This window comes from Acidovorax carolinensis (genome assembly GCF_002157145.1).
Classification (GTDB): domain Bacteria; phylum Pseudomonadota; class Gammaproteobacteria; order Burkholderiales; family Burkholderiaceae_C; genus Acidovorax; species Acidovorax carolinensis.
This window is the reverse complement of the sequence record NZ_CP021361.1, coordinates 3,814,402-3,831,966: the sequence shown is the minus strand read 5'-3', so window position 1 is coordinate 3,831,966 and position 17,565 is coordinate 3,814,402. Positions and strand designations below refer to the sequence as shown.

15 protein-coding genes are annotated in these 17,565 nt (G+C 65.0%); 6 read left to right on the top strand and 9 right to left on the bottom strand.

The window, feature by feature from the left end; genetic code table 11:
- Window positions 1-4: 4 nt before the first annotated feature.
- On the bottom strand, window positions 5-1,465 hold the full coding sequence (locus CBP34_RS18010; RefSeq protein WP_094098824.1) for an efflux transporter outer membrane subunit: 1,461 nt from the start codon (window positions 1,463-1,465) through the stop codon (window positions 5-7).
- Between the two features lie 2 nt (window positions 1,466-1,467).
- Complete coding sequence (locus CBP34_RS18005; RefSeq protein WP_094098823.1) at window positions 1,468-3,213, bottom strand: alpha/beta fold hydrolase; 1,746 nt, start codon at window positions 3,211-3,213, stop codon at window positions 1,468-1,470.
- 230 nt (window positions 3,214-3,443) lie between these two features.
- Here CBP34_RS18005 and CBP34_RS18000 point away from each other — a divergent pair, with 230 nt between their 5' ends.
- Complete coding sequence (locus CBP34_RS18000) at window positions 3,444-4,052, top strand: TetR/AcrR family transcriptional regulator (RefSeq protein WP_335622251.1); 609 nt, start codon at window positions 3,444-3,446, stop codon at window positions 4,050-4,052.
- Here CBP34_RS18000 and thiL read toward each other — a convergent pair.
- The 6 genes from thiL to apaG form a co-directional block, all read right to left on the bottom strand.
- Window positions 4,034-5,014 (bottom strand): thiamine-phosphate kinase, encoded by a 981-nt coding sequence (gene thiL / locus CBP34_RS17995; protein ID WP_094098821.1) that lies wholly within the window; start codon window positions 5,012-5,014, stop codon window positions 4,034-4,036. The two genes, CBP34_RS18000 and thiL, sit on opposite strands and share 19 nt — an antisense overlap.
- A 180-nt stretch (window positions 5,015-5,194) precedes the next feature.
- A complete protein-coding gene (locus tag CBP34_RS17990) occupies window positions 5,195-6,061 on the bottom strand; it encodes a lectin-like domain-containing protein (protein WP_094098820.1) in 867 nt (288 codons plus the stop codon).
- Window positions 6,062-6,235: 174 nt separating this feature from the next.
- Entirely contained in the window at window positions 6,236-7,351 is a 1,116-nt protein-coding gene (locus CBP34_RS17985) for a YbdK family carboxylate-amine ligase (RefSeq protein ID WP_094098819.1), read from the bottom strand.
- Complete coding sequence (locus CBP34_RS17980; RefSeq protein ID WP_094098818.1) at window positions 7,341-8,597, bottom strand: cation:proton antiporter; 1,257 nt, start codon at window positions 8,595-8,597, stop codon at window positions 7,341-7,343. The genes CBP34_RS17985 and CBP34_RS17980 overlap by 11 nt, the downstream gene beginning before the upstream one ends.
- Before the next feature lie 168 nt (window positions 8,598-8,765).
- Window positions 8,766-10,745 carry a site-specific recombinase gene (locus CBP34_RS17975; RefSeq protein WP_094098817.1) on the bottom strand — a complete coding sequence of 660 codons (1,980 nt, stop codon included), beginning with the start codon at window positions 10,743-10,745 and terminating at the stop codon, window positions 8,766-8,768.
- Window positions 10,742-11,149: a Co2+/Mg2+ efflux protein ApaG gene (apaG, locus tag CBP34_RS17970; protein ID WP_094098816.1), complete on the bottom strand. Its 408-nt coding sequence runs from the start codon at window positions 11,147-11,149 to the stop codon at window positions 10,742-10,744. Before apaG ends, CBP34_RS17975 begins: the two co-directional genes overlap by 4 nt.
- Window positions 11,150-11,178: 29 nt before the next feature.
- Here apaG and rpe point away from each other — a divergent pair, with 29 nt between their 5' ends.
- Complete coding sequence (gene rpe, locus CBP34_RS17965) at window positions 11,179-11,859, top strand: ribulose-phosphate 3-epimerase (RefSeq protein WP_094098815.1); 681 nt, start codon at window positions 11,179-11,181, stop codon at window positions 11,857-11,859.
- A gap of 27 nt (window positions 11,860-11,886) precedes the next feature.
- Here rpe and CBP34_RS17960 read toward each other — a convergent pair whose 3' ends face one another.
- Window positions 11,887-12,375, bottom strand: a complete 489-nt coding sequence (locus tag CBP34_RS17960) for a low molecular weight protein-tyrosine-phosphatase (protein WP_086928328.1) — start codon at window positions 12,373-12,375, stop codon at window positions 11,887-11,889.
- A 240-nt stretch (window positions 12,376-12,615) separates the two neighbouring features.
- On the opposite strand from CBP34_RS17960, the gene CBP34_RS17955 reads away from it, so the two are divergent.
- From CBP34_RS17955 to CBP34_RS17940, 4 genes are all read left to right on the top strand, one after another.
- Window positions 12,616-14,058: a mannose-1-phosphate guanylyltransferase/mannose-6-phosphate isomerase gene (locus CBP34_RS17955; protein ID WP_094098814.1), complete on the top strand. Its 1,443-nt coding sequence runs from the start codon at window positions 12,616-12,618 to the stop codon at window positions 14,056-14,058.
- A gap of 36 nt (window positions 14,059-14,094) precedes the next feature.
- The gene (locus CBP34_RS17950) at window positions 14,095-15,096 is read left to right on the top strand and encodes an NAD-dependent epimerase (RefSeq protein ID WP_086928326.1); all 1,002 of its coding nucleotides are present in this window, start codon (window positions 14,095-14,097) and stop codon (window positions 15,094-15,096) included.
- Window positions 15,097-15,298: 202 nt separating this feature from the next.
- The gene (locus tag CBP34_RS17945) at window positions 15,299-15,940 is read left to right on the top strand and encodes an XrtA/PEP-CTERM system exopolysaccharide export protein (protein ID WP_086913611.1); all 642 of its coding nucleotides are present in this window, start codon (window positions 15,299-15,301) and stop codon (window positions 15,938-15,940) included.
- 59 nt (window positions 15,941-15,999) lie between these two features.
- Window positions 16,000-17,562 (top strand): XrtA system polysaccharide chain length determinant, encoded by a 1,563-nt coding sequence (locus CBP34_RS17940; RefSeq protein ID WP_094098813.1) that lies wholly within the window; start codon window positions 16,000-16,002, stop codon window positions 17,560-17,562.
- Window positions 17,563-17,565 lie beyond the last annotated feature (3 nt).

The following is a 17,565-nucleotide window of genomic DNA, read 5'->3' as shown; positions in this document are numbered from 1 at the left end:
TGGCTCAGGGGGCGGGACGTGTTGGCGTGAAGTCGGTGGCGGGCGCGGCCAGCGCGCCACCACCGAGCGCGGCATACAGGCTCACCTGGCTGGACAGCAGGGCACGGCGCATCTGCACCACCTGTTGCTCGGCCACCAGCAGGTCGCGCTGGGCATCCAGCACTTCCAGGAACGCGGCGGCGCCATGGTCGTAGCGCAACTGGGACAGGCGTGCGCGCTCGCTTTGGGCGGCCCGCGCATTCTGGGCAATCGCCAGCTGGCCCGCCAGAGACTGGCGCGCCACCAGCGCGTCGGACACATCGCGGAACGCGCCCTGCACGGTTTTTTCGTAGTTGGCCACGGCAATGTCGCGGCGTACCTCGGTCAGGTTGAGGTTGTTGCGCAGGCGCCCGCCGTTGAACAGGGGCAGCGAAATGCTGGGCGAAAACGTCCAGGCCTGGCTGCCGCTGTCGAACAGGCCACCCAGTTCGGCGCTGGCGGTGCCCAGCGAGCCCGTGAGGGCCACGCGCGGGAAAAACGCCGCACGCGCTGCGCCGATCTGCGCCCGGGCCGCCCTGAGCTGGTGCTCGGCCGCCATGATGTCCGGGCGCTGCACCAGCAGGTCGGAGGGCAGGCCCGCGCGCAGCGGCGGCAGGTGCACTTCATCGAGGCGCGCGTTGGGCGCTGGCTCCACCGTAGCGCCGACCAGCAGCGCCAGTGCGTTGGCCTGTTGCGCGCGCGCCTGTATCAGTTGTGCACCCAGTGCCTGGGCCTGGGTGAGCAGCGTTTGCACCTGGGTCAGATTCAGCCGCGATGCGGAGCCGACGTCCACGCGCCGCTGGAAGATGCGCAGGCTTTCCTTTCGGCTGGCGATGGCCTGGTGCGCCAGCACCAGGCGCTCCTCCAGCTCCCGCAGCGCCAGATCGCTTTGGGCAACCTGGGCGATCAGGCCCAGCGTGACGGCGTGGCGGGCCGCATCGGTGGCCAGGTAGTTTTCCAGGGCCGCATTGCTCAGGCTGCGCACCCGGCCCCAGAAGTCGATTTCCCAGCTGGCCAGGCCCAGCCCCACCTGGTACTGGCTGCCGAGCAGGGGCTGGCGGGTGAGGTTCAGGTCGGCCGGCACGCGTGAGCGGTCCATGCCGGCCTGGGCGCCGATGGCGGGCAGCAGATCGGCGCGCTGGATGCCATAGGCGGCCCGGGCCTCCTGCACGCGCAGCGCAGTGGCGCGCAGGTCGCGGTTGTTCTCCAGTGCCTGGGCAATCAGGGTCTGCAGGCGCGGGTCGGTGAAATAGTCGCGCCAGCTGGTGGTGGCGGCCGGGGTGCCCTCGTCTGGCGCGGACATGGCGTAATGCGCGGGCACCGGCAGGGCCGGCGTTTCTGGGGGTGGCGCCATCGAGGCGCAGCCGGCGAGCGCCCAGATGGCGGCAGCCAGCGTGACTGCGCGCAGTGCGGCGGGTTGACTTGCGTGGTTCGGGCTGTGATCCATAGCTATTTCTGCAGCACGTAGGTGCCCGGCGCATCGCCAACCGGCTTGTAGGCGGCCGCCCCCATGCGCGGGGGCTTGGCGGGCGTGCCCGAGCGCGCCTGCAACCATGCCAGCCAGGCTGGCCACCATGAATCGGGTGTTTCGGATGCGGCGGCCAGCCACGCGTCCGGGGGCATGTAGTTGCCGCCCGCGGGTCGGGTCAGCATTTGAAAATGTCGGCGCGGGTTGCCGGGCGGGCTGACGATGCCGGCGTTGTGGCCGCCGCTGGTGAGCACGAAGGTGTTCTCGGCGGGGCTCAACTGCTGCAGTTTGAACACCGAGCGCCAGGGGGCCACATGGTCGGTCACGGTGCCGACCATGAAGGTGGGAAGCGTGATGTCGCCCAGCGTCACGGGCTTGCCGCCCACGGGGTAGCGTCCTTCGCTGAGGTCATCGTTGAGGAACAGCCGGCGCAGGTACTGCGAGTGCATCCTGGCGGGCATGCGCGTGGTATCGGCGTTCCAGGCCATCAGGTCGTTCATGGTGGCCCGCTCGCCCAGCAGGTATTCGTTGACCAGGCGTGACCACAGCAGGTCGTAGGAGCGCAGCATCTGGAACGCGCCGGCCATTTGGGCCCCGGTGAGGTAGCCCGTATCGGCCATCTGGGCCTCCAGCAGGCTGATCTGGCTGTCGTCGATGAACAGCGCCAGTTCGCCCGGTTCGGTGAAGTCGGTCTGTGCGGCGAACAGCGTCATCGAGGCCAGGCGCTCGTCGCCGTCGCGCGCCATGGCCGCGGCCGCAATGGCCAGCAGCGTGCCGCCCAGGCAGTAACCTGCGGCGTGCACCTTGGGGCCGGGCACGATGGTGTTGACGGCATTCAGTGCGGCGTGAAAGCCCTGGTCCAGGTAGTCGTCCATGCCCAGATCGCGGTCGTCTGCGTCCGGGTTTATCCAGGAGATGCAGAACACCGTGTGGCCCTGGTCCACCAGGTATTTGATGAGCGAGTTGTGGGGCGACAGGTCGAGGATGTAGTACTTCATGATCCACGCCGGCACGATCAGGATTGGCTCGGGGTGCACGACCGTGGTCGTTGGCGTGTACTGGATCAGTTCCATCACGCGGTTTTTCAGCACCACCTTGCCCGGCGTGATGGCCACGTCGCGGCCCACCACGAAATTCTCGACACCCGCCGGTGGCGCGCCTGCGGCGTTGCGCCTGGCGTCTTCCAGCAGATGGAGCGAGCCACGCAGCAGATTGGCGCCGCCTTGCGTGAGCGTGCGGCTGAGCACCACGGGGTTGGTGGCCACCTGATTGCCGGGCGAGAAAATGTCCAGAAACTGCCGCGCAGCAAAGGCCACCATGTCTTCGTGGTGCTTGTCCACGCCCCAGACGCCATGCGTTGCGGCCGCCCACCATTGCTCTGTGAGTACAAACGACTGGTGCATGAGGTTGAACGGCCACTGCTGCCAGGCGGGGTCGGCAAAGCGCCGGTCCTGGGTGGGGGTGGCCACGGCATGGCGGGCCTCCTTGTCGGGGCCGGCCGCCATGCGCGCCAGGGCGTACGCTGCCATCTCCTGCCCCTGGCGCAGCGCCAGGTGGGCCAGGTCCATGCAACGGCCCGGCGAGGCGGCCAGATGCAGTGCCCAGTCGCTGGCCGCCATCAGGGCGGATGCGTGCGACAGCGACGCAACGCTGCGGGCCAAGGCGGCGTGGACGGTGGGGTCAAGCCGTTCGGCCATGGACAGGGGTGCGTTCGCAGGGGTTGGCATGAATGGTCTCCCAGGTGATGAATGTGCCGGGCCGTGCAGGGGGTACTTTACGAAGGCATCGCACCCTCTGGCTTGATGTGTATCAATCTGCGCCTTATTACCGACCAGTCGGTAGATAATAATGCGTAGCATAGCCAAACGCCGAGACAAAACGATGACCCCGCCATTGCACTCTTCGCCCGCTGCCCCGGCCGTCGCACCCCGCGACAGCGACTACCCCGGAGGTACGTGTGGTGCAGATTCTGGACGCCGCGCTGGTGGAATTCTCAGAACGAGGCTTTGCCGCCGCACGGATGGACGACATCGCACGCCGCTGCGGGCTATCCAAAGGAGGCCTCTACGCCCATTTCGCAGGCAAGGAAGAGGTGTTCGAAGCGCTGCTGACCCGTTCTCTCGCCCCGCCGGACCTGGGGGAAATGCCGGTGCTGGGTGCCGGCGTGCGGCCAATGGCGCAGTGGGTGGTGGACAAGCTCTATGACTCGCTGGGCCGGCCGGGGGCGGTGGCCACGCTGCGCCTGCTGGTGGCGGAAAGCGCGCGGGTGCCGCACCTCATCGTGCTGTGGAAGCGCAACGTGGTGCAGCCGCATCTGATCCTGCTGGGCGACATTCTGCGTGCCCATGCCGTGCAGGAGGGCGTGGTTCCCAGCGTGATCACGCAAGAGCCCTGGCTGGCGCTATCGCCGGTGGTGCATGCCCTGCTCTCGCAGGTGGTGCTGGGCGGCGCCAACCCGCAGGACCTCGACCATTACCGCCAGGGCCATGTTGCCCTGCTGTGCGAACTGCTCGACCCGGCGTCCCGAATCCTGCCGCAGCCGGTGCCTCAACCGCCGGCAAAGTGATCGAACGACGCGTAGCGCAGCGCCACCGGCTGGCCTTGTGCGTCCACGAGCCGCAGGCCGGGCTCTGCCTCCACGCGGCCGATGCGCGTGACAGGCGTGCCACTGGCCTGTGCCGCTGCGGCCACCGCAGCGCGCCGGACCACCGGTGCGGTGAAGGCCAGTTCGTAGTCATCGCCCCCGGCCAGGGTGCACTGGTGAAGCATTTCAGTGTCAAGTTGGCATCTAGCGTTTATGGAATAAGCGCTGGTAGCTATTAAATTCATAGTTATCGACGTGTCTATGCAGGCCCCTGTGCCCGAGGCGCGCAGGATGTGGCCGAGATCGCCCAGCAGACCGTCGCTCACATCCAGGGCACTGCTAGCCACGCCGCGCAGAGCCTGGCCCAGTGCCACACGGGGCTTAGGCTGCTCCAGCCGCAGGCGGGCGGTGGTGAGCGCCTCGGGCGGCAGGGCGATGTGCCCCTGCAGCGCCTCCAGCGCCAGGCGGGCATCGCCCAGCGTGCCGCTCACGTAGATATCGTCACCGGGTTGCGCGCCACTGCGCAGCAGGGCGTGGCCAGCGGGCACTTCGCCGAACACCGTGATGCAGATGTTGAGCGGGCCTTGCGTGGTGTCGCCGCCCACCAGCTCACAGCCATGGGCATCGGCCAGCGCCAGCAGCCCGCGCGAGAAGGCTTCGAGCCAGGCTTCATCGACGCGGGGCAGCGCCAGTGCCAGCGTAAAGGCCAGCGGGCGTGCGCCGCAGGCGGCCAGGTCCGACAGGTTCACTGCGAGCGCCTTGTGCCCCAGGCGCCCGGGGTCCACGTCCGCAAAAAAATGGCGGCCCTCCACCAGCATGTCGCTGGAGATAGCCAGCTGCATGCCCGGCGCGGGTGTCAGCAGCGCGCAGTCGTCGCCCACGCCCAAGGCTGCGCGGTGCACGGGCCGCGTGAAATAGCGTGCGATCAAATCGAATTCACCCATGGGTGGGGATTGTGCGGTGCATCGGGCGCAGTGTCGTCGCGCAAGTGCGCTCCTCCGCACCGGCGGCGTCCTCTTGGGGGCGGTAATCAGGGGGGGGCAATTTGCGCCAGGCCAGCGCAGCGCGGACTGGCAGCGGATCGGGGCCAGTCGTTTATCTTCGCGCAGCCCCGGCAACTTCGCTTACCGGCGCCGCCTGGCGCCCAGGGCTGCAATCCCGGCAACTGCCAGCAGCGCCAGGCTGGCGGGTTCGGGCACGTTATTGCCGCCGGGGGTGATGGAGGTGTCGGTGGCGAGCTGCCAGTTCAGGATGTCGTGGTTCTGATGGCCTGCGCCGGTTGCGGCCGTAAACCCGACATAAGCCGAGTTGGTGCCCAAAAAGCTACCGACGTCGATGGAATAGTCGCTGATGATCTGGATCAGCGCCAGGCCTTGCTGCTGCACGCTGACGTTGAGCTTTTGTGTCGTGCCGTCGTAGTTGATGAAGGCCGACCAGACCTTGCCGTTGCTCATGCAGCCGTCGCTCAGGTAGGAGTTGTCAAACAGGTGGCAGTACGACACACCGTAGGGGCTGCTCACGGGAGAGCTGTTCAGCGAGCCGTTTCTGTCTAGGCCGATATGGTTGCTGGCGCCCACCTCGCCGTTGTCATAGGTGTCGAATTCGATGGCAACGCTGTTGGGCACACCTGAGTAGCCAATTCCACCCCCGGCGCCGCCGAGGCCGTTGGTGGCCTGGGCCAGTACGAAGGTGATGCCGTCGGCGGGGTCGATGCCGCCAGCCTGGCTCAGGCGGAACTGAAAGCTGGTGCTGAAGGTCGCACCCGTGCCCAGCGTGATCGGCGTGGTGCTGTAGCCAGCACCGGCTTGCCCATCAACTGCCGGGGTCAGTCGCAAAGCGCTGCTAGGGGTTGCTGCATTGCCGACGCAGGTGAGGGTGCCATCGCCGCAGGCGCCGGTGAAGTTGCTGTAGTTGATGACGACGCCCGCCTGTGCCTGCGGGGCCGCGGCGGCAAAAGCGAGCATTGCGGGGGCGAACAGGGAGCGAATCATGGCGGTCTCCGGTGGTATTGGGTTGCCGGTAATCAAGAGGCAATTTTTGTGCCGGAAATGGCGCTTCCGAGGGCGCGCACGGGCTTTGGCCGCTGCGTGCGGGTGCCGTTGTCAAATTGTTCGACACTCGCTTCAGCTTCCCAGGGTCGATGCACCAGATGCGAAGGCCTCTCCCTACCCCCTGAATCGCAGCGCGGCCCGGCGGCTGACCTCTGCCAGCAACTGCTCTTCGCGCTGGCGCTCGCGCAGCCAGCGGGCGTCATTCTGGCCGGCCTCGGCCTCGTTGCACAGCATGTGCAGGGCGTTGGATGCGCCTTGCTGGGCCGCGTGCCCGGCGATCTGGTCCATGGTCATGCGGATATGGTCGCGCAGGGGCATGTGGCTGCCAGTGGCCGGGTCGACATACACCGCATCCATGCCAAAGCGGCAGGCCTGGAAGCGGTTGTAGGTGTAGACGAGGTAGTCGTCTTCCTGCGGCATGAAGGGCTGCTCGGCCAGGAACCAGGCACCCAGCGACTGCACGAAGCCGGCCAGCGCGGCGGCGCGCTCGATGGTCAGCGGCGTGTCGAACACGCGGATCTCGATGGTGCCGAACTCGGGCTTGGGGCGGATGTCCCAGTAAAAGTCCTTCATGCTCTTGACAACGCCGGTGCGCGCCATCTTGTTGAAATAGGCCGTGAAATCGTCCCAGGTCAGCGCAAACGGTGCGCGGCCCGACAGTGGAAACGCGAACACGGAATTGAGCCGCGCCGAATCGAACGCCGTGTCCTGCCCCTGCACATAGGGGCTCGATGCCGACAGCGCAATGAAGTGCGGGATGTAGCGCGACATGCGGTGCAGCATCAAGAGCGCGGCATCGGCATCGGGGCAGCCAATGTGCACATGCTGGCCGAAGATGGTGAACTGCTTGGAGAGGTAGCCATACAGCTGCGACAGCTCCTGAAAGCGCGGCTTGTCGTAGATGCGGCGCTCATGCCATTGCTGAAACGGGTGCGTGCCGCCGCCCACGACGGCAATGTTGAGCTTGTCGGCGCTTTTGACCAGCGCATCGCGGATGGGGCTGAGCTGCCCCAGCACCTCGCTGGCCGAATGGCAAATGCCGGTGGAGATCTCGATCATGCTGTTCGTCATCTCCGGCACCACGCTGCCGGGCAACGGCACCTTGTGCATCAGGCGCAGCATGTCTTCGGCGTAGGGCGCCAGATCGTAGTCGTGGGTGTTGACGAGCTGCAGCTCCAGTTCGACGCCCAGCGTCAGCGGCTCGGAATGGGTAAAGGCTTCAAGACTCACTGCGGTCTCCATTGCCGCCGCGCGACAGCGGGGCCCAGGGTTTGGAACTCTCGCCGGCGCGGTAAATGGCCACGGTGGCAATCACGGCGCCCAGCACTTCCATGAGCAAGATGGCGGGCAAGGCCACGCGGGCGATCAGGTGGCCCGTGGAGGGCGATGCCACCACGAACTGCGATGCGATCAGCAGTGCAATCGACGACATCGGCGTCATGGCGCAGCCCACCCACAGGGCCTGGCGCCAGCTGGCGCCGCTGCCCACGTTGCCCAGGCCCACGCCCACCGCCTTGGCCACCAGGCGCACGGCGATCAGCGCCAGCACCACGCCGGCCACCGGGCCGCTCCAGTCGGCCTGCGCCGCCACGGTGGACACCAGCACGAACATCAGCATGGTGAGCAGCGACGACGCGTTGCCCAGCTGGCGCGGCCAGGCCCACGGGCGCGGGTTGAGCTGCTTGAGCAGCATGCCGCCCAGCAGCGCCGCGAGGGGCGCCGAGCCGCCCATGTGTGCGGCCACCGCGGTGGCCGCGGCAATCAGGGCCAGCAGCAGCATGGAGGTGTTTTCGCTGGTGGGGCTCATGAAGCGCAAGGCCATGCGCAGCACCAGCGACAGCACGGCCGCCACGATGATCGACACACCCAGCACCACCACCACGGGATACATGGTGTCGAGCAGCGTGATGCTCTGGCGGTTGATCTGCTCTGCGCGGGCGCTGCCCAGGGTCAGCGCATACAGGGTGGAGAGCGTGGCCAGCACAATGGCGCGCTCGGTCACGGGGCCGGCAGCGCGGGTGTCTGCCACCACGCGCGTCAGCACTGCGGGCGAAGCGGCCAGCGCCACCAGGGCCAGCGGCCCCGCCACATGCGCGGGCATGTCAAGCCACACCAGCACCCAATAGACGGCAAAGTAGGTCAGTGCCGATTCGGCAATGCTTTGCACCAGCACCATGGGGTTGTGACGAAACCAGCGCAGCGGAATGCGCCCGCCGCATTCGAACAGCACGATAGAGATGCCCAGTTCGAGCAGAAACAGCCCGATGCCCTGAAGCGGCCACACCGCCCCGCTGAAGCCGGCCAGGCCGGCTGCGGTGCCCACCAGCGAATAGCCCACCACCTTGGGCAGGCCCGTGTGGCGTTGGCACAGGTAGCCCGCCATGGCGGCCACCGCCAGCAGCAGCGACCATTGCACCGTGGGCAACCCGGCCGAAGGGCGCAGCCACTGCGCCCAGAAGCTCAGGATTTCGTTCATGTCATGGGTCCTCTCCATCAGACGGGCAGTGCCCGGTGGGAGGGAAGAACCGGCAGGGCGCGTGGTGGCGCCGCGGTCCTTCCCGGCAGTCGCCTGAATTTACATGCGGAAACGCGCTGCCCCTGTAGGACAGGAGCGTCCGTGTTTCCGCCGGCCAGGGCGCCCGAATCAGGCGGCCTGGCGTTCAGGCACGAAAAAGCTCAGCGGCGCCTTGAACAGGCGGCTTCGCATTGCGGCATAGATACGTGAACGGTCGACACCGCTGACGTTGTGCGCACGCAATGCCAGGCGAAACGCCAGGTAAAAGCTCACGCCGACATTGAGGGCGCCAATCAGGGGAATGGTGGCCACGGCCCACCAGAACCCACTGTGGTGAACAATGTCCCAGCCCAATGCGGCAGTGGCCGCACCCAACTGGCCCGAAGACAGTGTGACATGGCGCACATCCAGGCCCAGCCCGAAAAACCCTGCAAACGCCGGCACAAGGCCCAGCATGAAGCCCAGCGAGATGTTGGCGGCAAAGCCCGACAGGTTATTGCGCAGGAAGCGCGCCCAGCGCGCCGCGCGCTCCTTGCCCAGCCGCGCGGTGATGCGCGGGTTGTAGCGCACCGCCGAGTCGAGGCGGTGCAGCACAAACCAGTTTTCGGTCCAGCCCGCGATGATGCTGGAGGCGAACAGCAGCACGCCCGTGAAGGCGGCAAACAGCAGCGAGGGCCCGAGAAGGTGCAGCGACTCCAGCACATGGCCGGCCTCGCGCGCGCTGATGGCGGGCGAGCCCTTGGCCCAAGCGATCAGCAGCGCCAGACCCAGAACCAGGGGATACACCACCAGCACGTTGCCCAGCACGGCAGCGACCTGTGAGCGCACCAGGTGGGTGACTTCATCCACGAAGGATTCGATGGCCTCGCCAGAACCCAGCTCCTTGAGCTTGGCTGCCATGGCGGGGGCGGTCATGGCCGGCTGCTTGGTGGCCACGGTGAAATGCAGCAGCTGCACCAGCACAAAACTTACGGCGTAGTTCACGCCTGCCCAGAAGCCACCCCAGAACGCCGAGAGTGCCAGGGCATACAGGCCAAACTTGGCCAGCGTGGTGAAGGCCATCACGGCACCGCCGCCGGCGGCCTTTTTGACCATGGAACGGTATTCGCCCGCGGTGCGCGTGATGTAGTGTTCGCCCGTTTCGGCGCTGCGCTCGGCCACCTTGGCGGCCAGCAGTGACGAGTTGGATGCCAGCAGCGCCCGCAGGCTGCGCCGCTCCTGGCCCACCTCCACCAGGTGCGCCAGAAGGCGGGCCGCCGTGGCGGCGGGCTGGGGGGACAGCAGGCAGTCGAGCAGTTCCCGCACCCGCAGGATGCGGGCACGCAGCTGGCGCAGCCGGAACACCAGGTCCACGGAAATGCCGTTGTCTTCGAAATGGGTGTACACGGTGGCCGCGGCGGCCCGGCAGGCTTCCAGGCGCTCGCGCAGGCGTTGGGCTGCCTCGTGCAGGCGGTCGGGCGTGCGCAGCGCGTGCAGCACTTCCACCCGCAGGCTTTCCACGTCGCGGATGAGTGCGTGAAAGGGCTGCGCATCGCGGGCCGATTCGCTCATGCGCAGCCGCAAACCGGGCGCAAAGCCGGTCGAAAGGATCTGCCCCGCGCAGTAGGTGATGGCGTCAAGCAGGGCATGCTGCCAGCGGGACGCACCCTGCGGGCTTTGGGGCATCAGCAGTGCCGACAGCCGATGCATGGTGGTTTCGTCCAGCGCGCCCAGCCACTTTGCATCGAAGGCACTGGGCAGGGCCAGCACGAATAGCTCCGAGGCGTCGATGGTTTCGGGACTGTGCGGCAGCAGCTTGTTGCGTATCCGCTCCGCCGCTTCGCTGAGCAGTGCCGTGTCCTTGGCGAAACCGAAATCGGCCAGCAGTGTGGTGATGTCCACCGATTCCACCAGGGAGGCCCACCAGGCTTGCAGCTGGCGCTGCACATCGGAGCGCGCCTCGACCGCTTCCAGAAACAGCTGGACGCGCGCCGTGGCGGCGGGCACGGAATCGCGCGCGCCACGCACCCAGTCGAGCAGATCAATCAGCCATACATGGCGCTGCGCCAAGCCGGCCTGCGGGTCCAGCGCCGCGAGCAGGCCGGCCAGGTCGGTGGCCGGCCGCTTCAATGCAGCACCCTTGTGCTCAACGGCTGGTTGGAAGCGCCGGGGTTGGTCGCCTCCAGCACAAACAAGGGTATCGGGCAGCTGAACGGCTCACCGTCATCAGCGACGCAATGGAACGTGCCATGCATGGTTCCGCTGGCGGCGCGCAGGCTGCATCCGCTGGTGTACTGAAACGATTGTCCCGGCTTGAGCAAAGGCTGCTGGCCCACCACGCCCAAGCCCTTGACCTCTTCGGTGTGGCCCCTGGCATCACTGATGATCCAGTGGCGCGAGATCAGTTGCGCTGGTGCTTCACCCGCATTGGTGATGGTGATGGTGTAGGCAAAACGAAAGACACCGGAGCTGGGGGAGGACTGCTCCGGCAGGTACTCTGGCGCCACTTGCACATCAAACTGGTATTTGGGCATGGGCGCATGGTAACTGCGACAATCGCGCCATGAGCCGACCTTTTCGCATTGCCCCTTCGATCCTCTCTGCCGATTTCGCCCGCCTGGGCGAAGAAGTGCGCAACGTCATTGCCGCGGGCGCCGACTGGATTCACTTTGACGTGATGGACAACCATTACGTGCCCAATCTCACCTTCGGACCTATGGTCTGCCAGGCGCTCAAGCCGCATGCCAGGACGGCCGCCGGTGTTGCGGTGCCGGTGGACGTGCACCTGATGATCCAGCCCGTGGATGCCTTGGCCGCAGCGTTTGCCGACGCGGGTGCCGACTACATCAGCTTTCACCCCGATGCGTCGGGCCATGTGCACCGCAGCATCCAGGCCATCCGCAGCAAGGGTGCGAAACCGGGCCTGGTTTTCAATCCCGCCGAGCCGCTGGATGTGCTCGATTGGGTGATCGACGACATCGACCTTATCCTGATCATGAGCGTCAACCCCGGCTTTGGCGGCCAGAGCTTCATCGACTCGGCGCTGCGCAAGGTCGAGGCAGTGCGCAAGCGCATCGACGCGTCGGGCAAGGACATCCGTCTGGAGGTGGATGGCGGCATCAAGACCGACAACATCCGTTGCGTGGCGGATGCGGGCGCTGACACGTTTGTGGCGGGCAGCGCCATTTTTGGCAAGCCGGATTACAAGGGTGTGATCGATACCATGCGCGCGCAGCTCGCCTGATTTCGCTGTCGGCCGTCGCTGCGGTGATCAGGGAGCCGGGTTCAGCTGCCGCTGCACATGCGCCAATAGCCCGTCACAGGCATCCTCCAGCAGGTCCAGCACATGCTCGAACCCCTGCGCATTGCCATAGTAGGGGTCTGGCACCACGGGGCTGCTGGTGCGCAGACAGAACTCTGTCATGCGCCGTAAGCGGTATTGCTGCTCGGGGGGGCAACGGCGCTGCAGTTCGGACAGGTTGTCGTCGTCCATGGCCAATACCAGATCGAAGCTGTAGAAATCGCGATCAGTGATCTGGCGCGATCGCAGATCTGCCATTGCATAGCCGCGCTGACGGGCATGGGCTTGGGCGCGTGCGTCGGGCGGCTCGCCCCTGTGGGCGCTGTGGGTGCCGGCGGAATCAATGCGCACCTGATCGGCCAGCCCAGCGCGCGCCACGCGCTGGCGAAACACGCCATGGGCCGTGGGGCTGCGGCAGATGTTGCCCATGCAGACAAAGAGAACAGAAAACTGGCCCATTTTCCGGAATGCCGCCCCGTCAGTGAATGAGGGCGCGATTGTAGGGCGGGGCCTGCACAGCGGGATGTGTGTGCTGGGCTCGCCGGTGCCATGGCAATTTCGCAGCGTGATTTACGAGGCATATGCAATAAGATGGACCAGAGACACGCCTTCCGGTGTGAAGCGCGGATCATCCGGCAGCGCCGGATTGATCCAGAGGGTGGCGTTCATGTCCGCAGACAAACGGGGAAAAAGCAAACCATGTTGATCCAGCCGGTGGTGTTGTCGGGTGGTTCGGGCACACGCCTGTGGCCGCTGTCGCGGGAAAAATACCCTAAACAATTGCTCCCGCTCATGGGCGAGGACTCGCTGCTGCAAGCAACGCTGCGTCGGCTGGAAGGCCTGGCCGATGCCGACAGCGCACCGCCGCTGGTGGTTTGCAACGAGGAATACCGTTTCGTGGTGGCAGAGCAATTGCGCCTGATCGGCAAGCCAGGCCGCATCGTGCTGGAGCCGGTGGGCCGCAATACCGCTCCTGCGCTGACGCTCGCGGCGCTGGCGGCGCAGTCCGTCGGGGGCGACCCGGTGCTGCTGGTCATGCCTGCCGACCATGTCGTTACCCAGCCCGCGGTATTCCAGCAAGGTGTGCGCCATGCTGCCCGGCTGGCGCAGGAGGGCGCCATCGTCACTTTCGGAATCACCCCCGATCGACCCGAGACGGGCTATGGCTACATCCAGGGCGGTGCCACGCTGGATGAAGTCGGCGCGCGTGCAATCAGCCGTTTTGTCGAAAAGCCCGATCTCGCAACGGCCGAAGGCTATCTGCAAGCGGGCGACTACCTGTGGAACAGTGGGTTGTTTGTGCTGCGGGCCTCGGTCTGGTTGAAAGCGCTGGCGCTGTGCCGTCCCGACATCCTGGCGGCTTGTGAAGCGGCGTGGAAAAACGGCGCCACCGACCTGTCGTTTCTGCGTGTGGATGCCGAGGCATTTGGCGCCTGCCCGAGCGATTCCATCGACTATGCCGTGATGGAGCGTTTGGCCGGCCCGAAGGTCGTGGCAGGCCTGCCTGCGGGCGTGGTGGTGCCGCTGTCGGCGGGGTGGTCCGATGTGGGTGCCTGGGACGCACTTTGGCAAATCCTGCCCAAAGATGCCGACGGCAATGTGGTGCAGGGGCGCACGCTGATGCAGGACAGCTGCAACACCCTGGCATTGTCCTCCGGTCGCCTGCTGGCTTGCGTGGGGGTGCAGGGGTTGGTGGTGGTGGAAACGCCCGACGCGGTGCTTGTGGCCGATCAGCGCCATACCCAGGATGTGAAGAAAATCGTTGATCGCCTCAAGCGCGATGGTCATACCGAGGGCTTGCTGCACCGCAAGGTGTACCGCCCCTGGGGCTGGTACGACGGCGTTGACGGGGGCGAGCGCTTTCAGGTCAAGCGCATCATGGTCAAGCCGGGCGGCAAGTTGTCGCTGCAGATGCACCACCACCGTGCCGAACACTGGGTTGTCGTGCGCGGCACTGCCCGCGTGACCAAGGGCGATGAAGTGTTCCTGCTGTCCGAGAACCAGTCCACCTATATCCCTCTGGGCGTGACGCACCGCCTTGAAAATCCCGGCCAGGTCGATCTGGAGATGATCGAAGTCCAGTCTGGCTCCTACCTGGGCGAGGACGACATCGTGCGGTTCGAAGACCTGTATGGGCGCTGATTTCCGCGCTGGCCCAGCGCGCAGGAACTATCTTTCATGACAACAGAGCGAAAGCCCCAACACATTCTTCTGACCGGCGCCGCCGGCTTCATTGGCAGCCACGTGGCCGAGCGCCTGTTGCAGCGCGGAGACCGGGTTCTGGGTCTGGACAACCTCAACGACTATTACGACCCCGCGCTCAAGCGGGCTAGGCTACGGCGGCTTGAAGGGGCGCAGGGTTTTCGTTTTGTGCAACTCGATCTGGCCGACCGCACGGGCATGGCCGAACTGTTTGCTGCCGAGCGTTTTGACAGCGTCATCCATCTGGCGGCCCAGGCCGGTGTGCGCTACAGCATTACCCATCCCCATGCCTATCTGGACTCCAACCTGACAGGCTTTGGCCATGTCCTGGAAGGCTGCCGCGCCCAGGGTGTCGCGCACCTGGTGTATGCCTCCAGCTCCAGTGTCTATGGCGGCAACACCAAAATGCCGTTTGCTGAAACGGACCCCGTCGACCACCCCGTGAGCCTGTATGCCGCCACCAAGAAGGCCAACGAGCTCATGGCCCACACTTATAGCCACCTCTACGGATTTCCCACCACCGGGTTGCGCTTTTTCACGGTCTATGGCCCCTGGGGGCGGCCTGATATGGCGTACCACCTCTTTACCCGCGCCATCCTGGCCGGCGAGCCGATCTCGGTTTTCAACCACGGTGACATGCGGCGCGACTTCACCTACATCGACGACATCACCGAGGGTGTGCTGCGCGTACTGGATCGGCCCGCCACGCCGGAACGCGCGGGCGCCGCACCATACCGCGTGTTCAACATCGGCAACAGCGAGCCCGTGCAGCTGCTCGATTTCATCGGGTGCATTGAAAGCGCGCTGGGCAAAACGGCCATCAAGCAGCTGCTTCCCATGCAGCCTGGGGATGTGCCGGCCACCTACGCCAGCACCCAGGCATTGCAGGACTGGGTGGGGTTTGCGCCTTCTACGCCGCTGGCTGAAGGCATTGGGCATTTCGTCCGTTGGTACCGGGAGTACTACCACTGCGGTTGAGTCTGCCTGATCGGGGATGCGAGTGGTGCGCTCAGGCGTTGTCCCCTGGGGTCAGATACGAGCCATTGTCCGGATGGACGGCGTGCAAGCGCAATTTTGTGCAACCAAAAATGCATTTACGTGTGACATTCGTTCAGGGTATGCTGCAACGAGGCTTGGTTATTTTGGCTATGGCCGTACAAACGATGTAAGGAGTTGCGCCATGCAGAAATACGTTTCGAGGCTCCTGGGTTCAATGGTCCGCGTTGTCGCAACCGCCACTTTGGCCACGGCGGTGGCTGGCTGTGCGGGCATGCGGGGAGGGGGCCATCCGGCTGCCCCGGTGAAAGCGTCCGCCCCAGATTACAACTACATCGTGGGGCCTGGCGATACGCTCAACATCATCGTGTGGCGAAACCCCGAACTGTCACAGGTTGTGCCGGTGCGTCCCGATGGCCAGGTGTCCACGCCCTTGGTTGACGGGCTCGTAGCGCAAGGCAAAACCTCGGCGCAGATCGCTCGGGACGTGGAAAAGGAACTGGGGAAATACGTGCGGGACCCGGTCGTCACCGTGATTGTGACTGGCTTCGTCGGCCCCTACAGCGAGCAGATCCGCGTGGTGGGTGAAGCGGCCAAACCGCAATTCCTTCCCTATAAGCAAAAAATGACGGTCCTCGATGTGATGATCGCGGTTGGTGGTTTGACCGATTTTGCCGATGGCAACAGCGCTACGCTCGTACGTACCGCCGAGGGCAACAAGCGTTACAACGTACGCCTGAATGATCTGGTGAAGCGCGGCGATATTGACGCCAATGTGGAAGTGCTTCCCGGCGACATTCTCATCATCCCCCAAGGGTGGTTCTGACTTGCCTGAGCAAGGATTGGCGGCAGACAGGCGCCCAGCGGACTTGTAAGGGGGAATGAATGGATGAGTTTCTAGGTCAGATCACCACGACCGTTCGCGGCATGTGGATCTATCGCCGTCTGGCTATGCTGATCACCTGGTTGGTCGCTGCAGTGGGCGTGGGTGTTGTGCTCATGATGCCGGATCACTACCAGGCGTCAGCGCGTGTATTTGTCGATACGCAGTCCATCCTGCGTCCACTCATGACGGGCATTGCCGTGCAGCCGAACATCGAGCAGCAGGTGGCCATGCTCAGCCGCACGCTACTGAGCCGGCCTACCGTGGAGCGTCTGGTTCGCACCGTCGATCTGGATCTGGGCGCGCATTCCAAGGCGGCAAAAGATGCCGTGGTCGATACCGTGACCAAGTCCATCAGTATCCAGACCACCGGGCGTGACAATCTCTACACACTGTCCTATCGCGATCAGAACCCCGAGAAAGCGCAGCGAGTCGTGCAGGCGCTGCTGACCATCTTCGTCGAATCCAGTCTGGGGGCTTCGCGCCAGGATTCGGACAGTGCGCGTCGTTTTCTCGATGAGCAGATCAAGAGCTACGAGGCCAAGCTCACAGACGCCGAAGGCCGCCTCAAGGCATTCAAGCTGCGCAACATCGAAATGCAATCGCAGAGCGGCCTGGACTCGGCAGGGCGGGCCGCAGAAATCGGCAACCTTTTAAGTCAGGCCAGGCTTGAACTGCGTGAGGCTGAAAGTGCGCGGGCGGCGGCGAGCCGTCAGTTGGAGATGCTGCGTGCGCAGACTGGGCAGTCTCTCATTGGTTCTGCAGTTGGCATGCAGACGCCTGAGCTCGATGCGCGCCTTCATGAGCAAAAGCGCAATCTGGATACCCTGCTGCAACGCTATACCGACGAGCACCCCGATGTGGTCAATACGCGCAGATTGATTGGGGAGCTTGAAGCACAAAAGCGCCGCGAAGTGGAAGAGCTGCGGCGCAAAGCCCAGGCGGCACCTGGATCGCCTGCAGTGGAAACCAATCCGGCAGTGGTGGAGCTCAATCGCGTTTATTCGGCTGCCGAGGTTCAAGTGGCGTCACTGCGCGCGCGCGTCGTTGAATACGAGTCACGTGCCAAGCATGCCCAGGAGCAACTCAAGGTGGCCCCGCAACTGGAAGCTGAGTTGGCGCAGTTGAACCGGGACTATCAGATCAACCAGAAAAACTATGCCGATCTGGTGTCCCGCCGTGAATCGGCCATGATGTCGGGACAGTTGGAAAACACGTCCAGTGTGGCTGAATTTCGAGTCATCGACCCACCGCGCGTTTCGCCCAAGCCTGTTGCTCCCAATCGGGTGCTGCTGATGCCAATCACCTTGCTGGCGGCCTTGGCCGCAGGGCTTGGAATGGCGTTTCTCATGAGCCAGATCAGGCCAGTTTTCTTTGATGGTGCTGCATTGCGCCAGTTGACCCAGCTGCCATTGCTGGGGGTGGTGGAGCTGATGCCCAGTGATGCGTTCCGTCAACGTGAATCGAGAAGCTTGAGGCGATTCATCGCGGCCTTGCTTGCACTCGTGTTGCTCTATGCGGGTGGAATGCTTGCGCTGTCTTATCTGTCGGGCCTTCTGGGGTGACCT